Source organism: Sphingomonas sp. 2378 (assembly GCF_038084995.1).
Lineage (GTDB): Bacteria > Pseudomonadota > Alphaproteobacteria > Sphingomonadales > Sphingomonadaceae > Sphingomonas.
Genome location: NZ_JAXCMJ010000070.1, coordinates 1 through 11,027 on the forward strand (window position 1 = coordinate 1; position 11,027 = coordinate 11,027).

Annotated in this window: 13 protein-coding genes; 5 read left to right on the forward strand and 8 right to left on the reverse strand. The window is 63.8% G+C overall.

Features of this window, described 5'->3' with window-relative positions; genetic code table 11:
- Window positions 1-206: 206 nt before the first annotated feature.
- Together SM191_RS18715 and SM191_RS18720 are read right to left on the reverse strand one after the other, a co-directional pair.
- Window positions 207-599 carry a hypothetical protein gene (locus SM191_RS18715; RefSeq protein ID WP_341507524.1) on the reverse strand — a complete coding sequence of 131 codons (393 nt, stop codon included), beginning with the start codon at window positions 597-599 and terminating at the stop codon, window positions 207-209.
- Between the two features lie 217 nt (window positions 600-816).
- Complete coding sequence (locus tag SM191_RS18720; protein ID WP_341507525.1) at window positions 817-1,650, reverse strand: SDR family NAD(P)-dependent oxidoreductase; 834 nt, start codon at window positions 1,648-1,650, stop codon at window positions 817-819.
- On the opposite strand from SM191_RS18720, the gene SM191_RS18725 reads away from it, so the two are divergent.
- On the forward strand, window positions 1,633-1,950 hold the full coding sequence (locus tag SM191_RS18725) for an ArsR/SmtB family transcription factor (protein WP_341507527.1): 318 nt from the start codon (window positions 1,633-1,635) through the stop codon (window positions 1,948-1,950). The two genes, SM191_RS18720 and SM191_RS18725, sit on opposite strands and share 18 nt — an antisense overlap.
- A 185-nt stretch (window positions 1,951-2,135) precedes the next feature.
- On the opposite strand, the gene SM191_RS18730 is transcribed toward SM191_RS18725, so the two are convergent.
- From SM191_RS18730 to SM191_RS18755, 6 genes are all read right to left on the reverse strand, one after another.
- On the reverse strand, window positions 2,136-2,888 hold the full coding sequence (locus SM191_RS18730; RefSeq protein ID WP_341507528.1) for an outer membrane protein: 753 nt from the start codon (window positions 2,886-2,888) through the stop codon (window positions 2,136-2,138).
- Window positions 2,889-3,126: 238 nt separating this feature from the next.
- A complete protein-coding gene (locus SM191_RS18735; protein WP_341507529.1) occupies window positions 3,127-3,735 on the reverse strand; it encodes a putative hemolysin in 609 nt (202 codons plus the stop codon).
- A 185-nt stretch (window positions 3,736-3,920) separates the two neighbouring features.
- A complete protein-coding gene (locus tag SM191_RS18740) occupies window positions 3,921-6,320 on the reverse strand; it encodes a TonB-dependent receptor (RefSeq protein ID WP_341507530.1) in 2,400 nt (799 codons plus the stop codon).
- The gene (locus tag SM191_RS18745; protein ID WP_341507531.1) at window positions 6,317-7,240 is read right to left on the reverse strand and encodes a FecR family protein; all 924 of its coding nucleotides are present in this window, start codon (window positions 7,238-7,240) and stop codon (window positions 6,317-6,319) included. The genes SM191_RS18740 and SM191_RS18745 overlap by 4 nt, the downstream gene beginning before the upstream one ends.
- Window positions 7,241-7,277: 37 nt before the next feature.
- Window positions 7,278-7,961, reverse strand: coding sequence for an RNA polymerase sigma factor (locus SM191_RS18750; protein WP_341507533.1), 684 nt, complete (start codon window positions 7,959-7,961; stop codon window positions 7,278-7,280).
- A complete protein-coding gene (locus SM191_RS18755) occupies window positions 7,951-8,346 on the reverse strand; it encodes a DUF333 domain-containing protein (protein ID WP_341507534.1) in 396 nt (131 codons plus the stop codon). The genes SM191_RS18750 and SM191_RS18755 overlap by 11 nt, the downstream gene beginning before the upstream one ends.
- 324 nt (window positions 8,347-8,670) lie before the next feature.
- On the opposite strand from SM191_RS18755, the gene SM191_RS18760 reads away from it, so the two are divergent.
- From SM191_RS18760 to SM191_RS18775, 4 genes are all read left to right on the forward strand, one after another.
- On the forward strand, window positions 8,671-9,390 hold the full coding sequence (locus SM191_RS18760; protein ID WP_341507535.1) for a transposase: 720 nt from the start codon (window positions 8,671-8,673) through the stop codon (window positions 9,388-9,390).
- Window positions 9,365-9,784, forward strand: coding sequence for a hypothetical protein (locus SM191_RS18765; protein ID WP_341507536.1), 420 nt, complete (start codon window positions 9,365-9,367; stop codon window positions 9,782-9,784). The genes SM191_RS18760 and SM191_RS18765 overlap by 26 nt, the downstream gene beginning before the upstream one ends.
- On the forward strand, window positions 9,781-10,122 hold the full coding sequence (locus SM191_RS18770; protein ID WP_341507537.1) for a transposase: 342 nt from the start codon (window positions 9,781-9,783) through the stop codon (window positions 10,120-10,122). The genes SM191_RS18765 and SM191_RS18770 overlap by 4 nt, the downstream gene beginning before the upstream one ends.
- A 178-nt stretch (window positions 10,123-10,300) precedes the next feature.
- Window positions 10,301-10,876 carry a histidine phosphatase family protein gene (locus tag SM191_RS18775; protein WP_341507538.1) on the forward strand — a complete coding sequence of 192 codons (576 nt, stop codon included), beginning with the start codon at window positions 10,301-10,303 and terminating at the stop codon, window positions 10,874-10,876.
- Window positions 10,877-11,027 lie beyond the last annotated feature (151 nt).

The following is an 11,027-nucleotide window of genomic DNA, read 5'->3' on the forward strand; positions in this document are numbered from 1 at the left end:
TCACGCCGGTTTTCAGACGACCCGCCCTTTCCCGAAACTCCATGTCCGATGGCGCATTTCGGGAAAAGGCAATCGGGAACAGATTTCGGGAAATTCGTCCTGGAAGCGCGCGGCCCGGACGGTCGGTGGCCCGGAATCTCACCCGACCTTCGTTTACGGGAAGGCCGGAATGGCCGTAGGGCACCACCCGCTAGAACTCCCGCCGATCACGAGCGCCCGCCCGCTCGCCGGTCAGCAAGTGCCTCCACCAGCCTGTCATGATGCTCCTCGACGCATGCCGTCAGACGTTGGCTGATGTCTGCGTTCATGCGCCTCCGTGAGACCTTGTCGCGGGAGGTCGAGAGCACCGCCTTGAACTCACCCTCGAATCTGGGAAGGCATGTTAGCATCGCGTCGCAACCGATCTGGTCAATATCGCGGTCACCGGTCGACTTCTTCGTGACGCAACGTGTCGAGCCATCCTTGGTCATGATCGAGCCCCGCCAGTCCCGAAGCTTCCTGCCAATAACCGTGATCTCGTTTTGAACGACGGGCGCAGGGGTCGGAGATGGCAAGGTGCCAGCCTGTGCGATTGCGAGCATGGCGGCGGTGATTAGCATAACGGACTCTCCCGATTTCGACGCTATGTGGCTATCGCAAAATAAGAGGCAAAAGTCACAGCGAGGCGATTGTGCCACCGTCTGCGTATCTTGATCGTACAGCGGCTATTGGCTGCCTTTCCCGCTATACCATCCCAATGGGACGGCTTGGCCGTCTTGCCGGCCGCTCGCTTGTGGGCAGACGGCGGACCATAGGGTCCAGCCGCCCAGTATCCGATTATATCTGAGCGAGGCCGCCATCGACGAATAGCTCGACGCCATTGACATATCGGGCGTCCGGCCCGGCCAGAAAGCTGACGACGGAGGCGATGTCTTCGGGTTCGCCGATCCGTCCGGCCGGTGCGTTCTGCGCGGTCCAGGTTTCGAACGCCGTGATCGAGCCATCGGCTTTCCCCTGCAATTGATGCACGAGGGGCGTGCGAACCGGACCAGGACTGAGGGTGTTCACGCGGATGCGTCGCTCACGAAGGTCGTTGGCCCACGACCTCGCAAATGCACGCACCGCCGCCTTCGACGCATTGTAGACGCTGAGGTCGGCCATGCCCTTGATCGAGCAGATCGAGCCGATCAGGATAATAGACGCACCCTCTGCGAGCCGGGGCAGCAACGCCTGCACGGTGAAGAAGACCCCGCGCACGTTGAGATCGAACATGCGATCGAAATCGGCCTCGGTGACATCGCCGAATTTGGTCGTCTCAGCCGTGCCGGCATTGGCCACCAGAACGTCGAGCGTCACGCCATCGGCTTCCAGACGCTCCGCTACCGCCCGGATACCATCGCTCGTCGCCATATCGGCGCGGATGCCGATCAGACCTTCGGCCGCCGCAGCGGTCAGCCGTTCCTCAGTCCTGCCGGTGACGTAGACCGGTCGCCCGGTGGCTGCGAGCGCGCGGGCGCTGGCCAGCCCGATTCCGGCCGTTCCCCCCGTAACGAATGCTGCGTATGTCATGGCCCATATCCTTGCGCCGTTGATTCGGTAATACGGATATACGGAACTATGGAATTCTTGCCCAGCCCCTGATAGGCGTTGGCGATGATCGGTTTCGTTCACCCTCCCGCGGATGCTCTCGAGCTGCACCACGTTCTGTCGGCGCTGGCCGATCCCACGCGCCTGCGGATCGTGAAAGCGCTTCACCGCGCCGGGAACGGGCTGAACTGCACGGCCGCGACCGCTCCGTTCCTGCAAGTGCCGAAATCGACACTGAGCAGCCATTTTCGGGTGCTGCGGGAGAGTGGGTTGATCTGCACCACCAAGCGCGGCGTAGAGAACATCAACGTGTTGCGCTGGGATGATCTCGAAAAGCGCTTTCCCGGGCTTCTGCCGAACATTCTGGCGTTTGCACCCGATTGAAGCACACACAGCGCTTTCTCGAAATTCCATCCCATTGGGAACGTCCCGGCCGCCTCACCAACCACTCCCTTGCGAGAAAACGGCGGCCGATTTGACCACCATTCTTTCAGACGGCGATCACACCGACGCGTAAAGGCGCCACTCCCAACCCAGGGGCAGCGCCTTCACTCAGGATCAAGCCAACATCAAAATTTCTGGCGGAGGCCCACCATGATCGAGGTGGATGCGTTCTTCAGCTTGTAATCCATCGACTGGCGCTTGAAATTCTCGTCGATGGCCGCGCCCTCGATCTTCATGCCGGAGGTCTGCGAATAGCGCCCGAGCAGTTCGATCGAGGTCTTCGGCGCCACGTCGTAGTTGATGCCAGCGTCCAGGTGCCAGCGGAAGCCCCAGTCCTTGTCGATGATACCGACCGCAGGCTGGAGCGCGCCAGGGATCTTGTCCACAGAGTGGCGGTCGATCGAATAATTCACTCGCGACGCGCCGATACCAGCGCCAACGAACGGTTTCACCGGAGCGTCACGAAGCAGGTCGACATAGGCGGCTATGCCGAGGTCGAAGGACTTGGTACGGCCCGCACCGGCATACTTCTTGTCGCTCAGCGCCTTCGCGTTGACATTGGCCGTGTTGTAACCTGCGGTACCCTCAAGACGAATGCCGCCGAAATCATAGCCCATGCCGAGCTCGCCCGTGAAGCCGGCATCGTGGTCGACATTCCTGGGCAGCGTCGGGGTCGTCTTGGCCACGGTCTGACCCTTTGCCAGAACCTGGGTCGGCTTCACGTCGGAGTCGACCTGCAAACCGGCACGGGCGACCAGATAAGCACCCGGTTCGGCCTGCTGCGCGGCAGCGGGGGCCGCCGCGACGATCGTTGCGGCGAAGCCCGCGAGCAGGGCAGCCGAGGTCCGGCGCGCACCGCGGTGAGCGGGCGCGAACATGCTAACCAGAGTCATTGAAATCGTCCTTCGAAATGGAACTTGTGGTCGAGCGAGCCGCACCAGTTTGCGTCCCCCTACATCCACAAGACGGCACCGGTTTCGAGTTGCCTTGGCCTGCCTCGAACTTTTTTTCGGCGGACCGGATCGAGGCGCTTTTGGGCAATATCCCAGCGCCAAAGGGACACCGGGACAGCCTTATGAGCCGCGCGCCCAACCGCGCGGCTCACTTCGTCAGCGATTAGCGGGTGCGGCCGTTCGGCTGTTCGCGGAAGAGCTTCCACTGCTCAACGACGCGACCGTCCGGCAGGTGGCAATAGCTCGTCGTGCCGCCCGCTTCCCGACGCGTTTCGAGGGTACCCTTGCGCTCGATGCAATAGGCGGCGGCCGGATTGGTCATGTCGGCGCGACGGTTCCGGGGATTCATGTCATGATCCTTGCCATTGGCGCTGCGGTACAGATTCCAGGCATCGACGGTCTTGCCGTTCCGCAACCGGCAGAGCGCGACGTCGCCACGCGAAGTCCGCCGCGTAAGGCTGGTCCCGCCAATGCTGGAACAATGGATCGCGGCAGGATTGCCCATATGCGCGTCGTTGCGACGCGTGGGGGAACGCTTCTGGCTGTTGCGGAACAGCGTCCATTCGTCCTGGACCTTGCCGTTGGGAAGACGGCAATAACCCACAGCGCCCGATGGCGTCTTGCGCACCAAAGACGTGCCGCCGATCGAGGCACAATAGACCGAGGCAGGATTGGCGATCTCGACCGTGTTCTGGGCCGCATGAGCCGGAACGGGCAGCATGACCGCTCCCGCCGAAGCCAGCCCGGTGGCCATCAATGCTACAAACTTCATATCTTCGTCCCTACTGGCGAAGCCGGATCGTCTGTCCGCTTCGGCGTTCCAAATGTGGCGGTTGATCTATTCGTTCGCTGGCATTGCCGCTGTCTGAACATGTCGTCCGCCTGCCTGACACGGCTATTGGCTGCCGGTGCCAGCACCGTGATGACGGAGCCCTGTGGCCGATGCCGTGAAAAAATTCAGAAGGCGGCGTCCAGCCCGATGCGGAAGGTTCGCGGCCGAAGCGGCGTGATCTGCCCCCTGCCCGTGAAGAAGGGGGTGCCCAAGGCAAAGCGATTGCCCTGCACGTCGAGGATGTTGGACACGCCGGCGGTCACGCCGAAACGCTCGCACCCGATGCGGGCGCTGACGGCGCTGTCGATGAAATTGCCCTGATCGTCTCCAAGGACCGGCCCCAGGCCCAGTCGCGACAGGCCGACATAGCGGGCCCAGCCATCGACCTTCAGCCGCACGCGATCGGTCAACGTCGCCTCATGGACCATCCCCAGGCGTGCCGTGACGTCGGCGATGTTCGGGATCGGTCCCAGACGCGACGCGACGCCGGCTCCATCGGTCGGCGCTCCTTGCAGTACGGGATGGGGTGGCTCGCGCTCGTTGATGCTGCTGTCGTTGAGGGAGACGCTGGCCTCGATCCGCCAGCCCGTCTTCGGCCGGATCGAAGCGGTCGCCTCGACGGTCCAGATGTCGCCATCGCCGACATTTTCGGTGGATGGAAGACTTGCGCCATCGAGGAAGTCGGCCTGGATATCGCGCCAGTCGGTATGGGCGACGGTGAGCGAGAAGGCGAACGGATCGCGCGTGGCGCGGCCAAGACGATAGCCCGCCTCGATCGTCGCGACATGGTCGCTGTCGAAGCGGCGGACATATTGGTCGTCGACCGCAAGGCCACCCGGACGAAACCCCTGCTGGTAGCGCAGGAACATGGCCGCACCGGGTTGCAGATCGAGAAGGAACGAGGCGGAAGGCAGCACCGACCATTCGTGGCGTGTCGCCACCGTATCGGACAGGCCGGGCAGGGCCTGCACGGAAGCATTCTCCGCCGTGCCGGTCAGCACGGAGCGACTGACGCGAAGGCCGCCCGTCAACAGGATCGCCGCTGTCGCCCGGACGCTACCCTCGCCGTAAGCGGTGATTTCCCTGACGGTGTTCGAAACGCCGGCAAGTGGCGTGCGCTCGGTCGATGACAAAAAAGCACGCGACAATCGGGTACGATTGCCGGTGTAGCTCATGCCGAGCAGCCATCCGGAGCCGTTCCGTTGCGTCACCCAGGCGCGGGTTTCGTTGGCGACCATGCGCGTGCGATTGGCTTGAAAGAAGATCGTCGGATCGCCCCCGACCATCGTCGCGTCATAGCGTTCCCTCAGATCATGCGCGGTGATGCCGGTAGAGGACCGCAGCCGGACATCGCCGATCCGACCGCTCAGCACGAATTGCCCCTGCCGGAAGTCGGTGTCGAACCCCTCGACCAGTCGCGTTTCGCGCGTAAGCGGCGGAGCATCGCGATCGGCATATTGACTGTCGGCTCCCCGGATACGTTGACCGATGCCGATCAGTTCCGCGCTCCAGCCATCACCGAGTTTCCAATGGAGGGTGCCGCGACCACCGGCGATCCGCGTCGTGTTGACGTCGTTGCGGCCGAGCAGCGGCTTGTCGATATAGCCGCCGTCCGTCACCGCCGTCGCGACGAACCTGATGCCGAGCCTGTCGGTTACGATCGGCAGGTTGAGGACACCCTGCGCATCGACGCCGGGCGCGCCATGGGTCGTGGCGGACGCGCCGACCGCGACCGAGCCGCCGATGCGATCCAGTTCGACGGGATTGGGCACAAGGCGGATCAGTCCGCCCAGCGATCCCGCGCCGTAGAGGGTGCCTTGCGGCCCGGCCAGCACCTCGACCGCCGCCAGATCGGCGAGGCGCAGATCAGGGTCGGGTGCATTATAACCGAGCCGCAGGTCACCGAAATACTGGCCGACCGTCGCCTGACTCGGGCCGGTGAAGCTGGAATCGGCGATGCCCCGGATAAACAGCTTGTTGCGCCCCGCCCCCAGATAGGTGGAGGCAACGGTCGTCAGGCGCGACGTCAGCCGTTCGGTTCCTCCGGCACCGCCGAAGTCGAGGTCCTGTCCCGATACACGCACGACCTGACCGGCGGTCTGGCCGAATGGCAGATCGCGCTTGCTGCCGATGACGATGATGTCGGGCGCGGGGGGGGCAGGCGATGGCGTCTTCGCCGGTGTTGGACGCGGTCTTGGTGGAGCGGGGTGGTGCGCTGGCGCACGCCTGGGCACGATCCGGTACAGCACGCTATCGATCGCCTCGACCTCACCGCCACAGCGCATCGCGATCAGACGTAGCGCCGTGACCGCAGTCATCCGTCCGTGCAGCGCGGGCACTGGCCTCGACCACAGGCGCGCGTCCGTCACCACGACACTGATCCCGCCGATGCGGCCGAGCGCCGTCACCTGCTCGCTGACGCGGCCCGCGCGCAGATCGATCGAAAGGGTCTGTGCCGACGCCGGAGCCGCCGCGATCATGGCGACGGGCAGCCCTATGACGACCGCAGCCGCGCCCTGTTTCACCGATCGCTGCCCATCACCCATGCCCTACCGTCGACACGGACCCGCACAGCCAGCAGGCGGCCCAGCAGTCCGGGATCGTCCTTCAGGTTACGGATATCGATCGTCCCGCTGAAGGGCCGATCGGAGATGGCCGCGTCGACGCGAACCGTACGACCGAGCTGACGGCTGAGATCACGCGCGACATCGGACAGCGGCGCGCCATCGAACGTCAACCGCCCTTCGCGCCAGCCCCCTACATCCTCCGCACGCTGGCGACGGAGTTCGCCACCAGTTGCCACGACCGCCTGGCCGGGATCGAGCCGGAGCTTCGCGCCCTGTGGATCGACCATCACCGCGCCTTCGGCGACGGCGACACGGGTCCGGCCCGGATCGCGCGTGACGTCGAAGACCGTCCCCAGATCGACCATCCGCGTATCACCCGCCGTCACCTGAAAGGGATGCGCCGCATCGTGCCGGATGCGGAACAGCATCTGGCCACGATCCACGCTGGCGGTCCGCACATCCGAACGGTCGAGCGTCACGCGCGAGCCTCCGGACAGGATGATCTCGCTGCCATCCGCCAGTTGCACCGAGCGTTGCTCGCCCGGTGCGGTTTCCACCGCATAGGGCTGAGCCCGATCGTTCCAGACGGAAATCCCGACGACCGCCACCAGCGTTGCAGCGATCGCTCCGCCCCCCCAGCGCCAATAGCCCTGTCGCGTCGGACGTTCGTCATTGGCCGCGACCCGCGCGGTCTGGACAGGTGTCGCGGCGACGCTGTCGCGCGCATCGGCGATCGCGGCCAACGCATCGTCGTACCGATCATGGTTGAGCGGATCGGCCTCCAGCCATCCGGTCAGTCCGTCCCAATCGTCGAATTCGGGATCGGAGGCGCGGATCGCCCATTCCAGCGCCTGCTCCTCGACCTTCCTGCCGGTCATCGTACCATATCCTTCATCGGACGAGCGATCGTCATGTTCACCGCAATTCGTCCTTCAATTCGATCAATGCGCGGGTCGCGATCCGCAGATCGGCTTCCACCGTGCTGAGGCTGACGCCGAGTTCGGATGCGATCTGCCGTTGCGATACGCCGTCGATCCGCGCACGGCGGAAGATCGTTTCCCGGCGCGCACCCAGCCGGGTCAGAAGTGTCGCGACCTTCGCCACTTCCTGCCGCGCGCCTATCACCCGCTCGCCAGCAGGCTCGGGGGATGCTTCGCCATCGCCGCTCAGCTCATACCAATCCTGCTCGCGGCGCTCGGCCTGTCTTCGTGAACGGTAACGGTCGATCATCAGGGTATCCGCCGCGCGGAACAGATACGACATCGGATTGGCGATCGGCCCTGGTGAAAGCGTTGATACCTTTACCCAAAGATCATTTGTCAAATCCTCGGCCGCATCGCCGGCGCCACGTGCGACAAGAAACCGGACAATTTTGTCACGATTGGCGAGATAGACTGATTCAAGCCCGTTTGATGACATCGGCACTAACTTGAGAGTGGATCGCGCCGGGGCTCTTAATGGATGATCCTTTAAAAATACATCCGAGCGCACCGCGTGTTGATTGCGGGACCAGACCGAGGCTGCGTGTTCTATCGGTGATCGCGATACGGGTGCGTCCTCGCGAACAGATTTGGCCGCACGCCCGACATCAACGCCCATGGAAAAGCGCCCACTCTTCGACGATGGCGCCGTTCGGCAGATGGCAGTAACCCGTCTGGCCCCCCGGCCCGTTCACGACCTCCACCCGGCCTCCGTCTCGCCCGCAATTGACGCTGGCGGGGTTGGGCATGACCGCCCGGCCTTGCCGACGATCGAAAAACAATCTTTCGTCGACAAGACGTCCGTCCCGGAACCGACAATAACCGCCGCCATTGACGGTGATACTCACCCCGCCGGTGCTGACGCAGACATCAGATGCGTTACCGGCCCCCGGCACCTGCGCGAACACCTTGGCGCTGACCAGAATCAGCACCGGAACACCTGCACAAACGAGCAATCCGACCGCGGCATAGACCCATCGATGCATCACCGTTTCACCTTCCATCTGTTGGGTACGGTTGGCATGTGAGACCTCCCGCAGCCTTCACATGATGGACGGAGCAGAAATGGAGTTGCCTTGGATGCCTGTCGGCAAGGCAAGGGCTCGGTAAGCGGCGCATGCTCCCGTGCAGGTCAGCACCTGTTTGTCGAAACGTTCGACCGAATGAACGACTAGATCCCTGACCCATACCGGCCGCAGCTTCGCGAGCGGACAAGCGTCTTCGGGATCATGTTGCGAGAAAGCGGCGCATTCCCGTTTCACCATCCAGAGCGTCCGAAAACGGCGTTCGTGATTCCAGGTCGCGCGGTGACGGTGTAGGCTTCGGCCATGGCATACATCGAAGGTCATGCCCGGAACCAGGCGCTGCTGCTGCCGGCATCGGTCGAGGACTATGTCGCGGCGGATAATCCGGTGCGGTTCATCGACGCGTTCGTCGACGACGTCGATCTGGGGAGCGCGGGCTTCCGGCGGACGCAGCCGAAGGCGACGGGGCGGCCCGGTTACGATCCGGCCGACATGCTCAAGCTCTACCTGTACGGCTACCTCAACCGGGTGCGGTCGAGCCGGCGTCTGGAAGCCGAGGCGACGCGCAACCTTGAATTGATCTGGCTGCTGCGCGGGGTGCGGCCGGACTTCCGGACCATCGCCGATTTCCGACGCGAGAACCGGGCCGCGTTCAAGGCGGTGTTCCGCGCGTTCGTGATGCTGTGCCGCAAGCTGGACCTGTTCGGGCGCGAATTGCTGGCGGTGGACGGCACGCGGCTGAAGGCGGTGAACGGCCGGGCGCGCAACTTCAGCCGCGAGCGGTTGGCGACGTACCTGGCGTCGGCCGATGCGCGGCTGGACCGTTACCTGGCCGAACTGGACCAGATTGACCGTGGCGAGGATGCTGCCAGCATCGGCCGCGCCGAGGCGCTGGCGACCAAGATCGCCAGGTTGCGCGAGCAGCGTCAGGCCAGCGCAGCGCTCATGGGCCAGTTGGAGGAAAGCGGCGAAGGGCAGATCTCGCTCACCGATCCCGATGCGCGCGATGGTCGCCTATGGTAAGGTGACCATCGGCTATAACGCGCAGGTGGCGGTAGACGCGAAGCACAGCCTGATCGTCGAGCAGCACGTCACCAACGCCTGCAACGACATGGGCCTGCTCACGCCCACTGCCAGCGCGGCGATGGAGGCGCTCGGGGTCGAGCGGATCGATGCGGTCGCGGACATGCCTGTCCTGAGCCTGTCGAAGGGGGATATCACAAGGGCGAGGATATCGAAGCCTGCGAGGCGGCCGGCATCACGCCCTACATTCCCCGCCCGCACCGGGGCATCAACGTCAGCAACGGCCTCTTTCCCAAGGAGCGGTTCCGGTACGATCCGGCAGCCGACGCCTATCACTGCCCCGACGGGCAGATACTCGACACCCGCCACAGCTCGATCACGCGCGGGCATGTGACGGTCCAGTATTCAAGTCCCGCCGCCTGCGCCGGCTGCCAGATGAAGGCGCTATGCACCACGGGACGCTGGCGGCGCGTCAACCGCTGGGAGAAGGAACACCTCATCGAGCGCATGGCCGAGCGCCTCGAAAAGCGCCCCGGCATCCTCGCCGTTCGCCGCTCCACGGTCGAACATCCGTTCGGCACGATCAAGCAGTCGATGAACCAGGGTGCGTTCCTGATGCACGGGCTGGAGAAGGTCCGCGCCGAGTTCAGCCTGACCGCGCTCGCCTACAATCTACGGCGCGCCATCACACTCATCGGCGTGCCGGGGATGATCCAGGCAATCCAGGCCTGATCCGGACGGCGATACCCCGTCACGACCGTGCATATGGCCGTCCTGCAGCTCATCTGGCCGTCACTGCAGCGCTGGCATCGGCGAATATCCGATGCTCAGCAATTCCCTCCACGGACGTTCCCGCCGAACCGTTCGCTGGCTATTACTCGGAGCTGGTCGGATCGGACACGGATTTCAAATGAGCTACCTTTACTTCGTCACTCATCCGGAAGTCGTGGTTGATCCGCATACGCCGATCGAGCGCTGGCATTTGAGCGCGGTCGGAATCGATCGGATGCGGTCCTTTTCGCATCTACCGGGAATATCCGGCTTAAGCAGCATATGGTCGAGTTCCGAGACAAAGGCGATCGAAGCAGCAGGCATCCTCGCTGGCGCAAGAGGGATTGGCGTATCCGTTTCGAGTCAGCTTGGTGAGAACGACCGGAGCACAACGGGCTTCCTGCCACCGGCTGAGTTCGAGAAGGTAGCCGATGCGTTCTTCGCGCAGCCATCTACCAGCGTCCGTGGGTGGGGAAAGGCAGTGGACGCCCAAGCTCGTGTTCGCGACGCAGTGACGCAGATCGTCTCGGCACATCGCGGTGGCGATCTGGCGATCGTTGCACATGGTGCAGTTGGTACGCTGCTATTCTGCGCCTTGGCAGGCCAAGCCATTAGCAGAGCGTTCGACCAGCCTTTCCAAGGGCACTATTGGAAAGCGCCGCTGTCGAATTTGAAACCAACGGGAGGGTGGCAACCGATCGCGCCACGGCAGTAGCAACGGCGGGCGCGTCATCTTGCCCTGATCGCAGCTTTCCCAATTCACCATCCAGATCGTCCGAAAACAGCGTTGAGGATTCCCCGCCGCGCTGGGACGGTGTACTCTGCGGTCATGGCGTATATCGAGGGACATGCTCGGGATCAGGCGC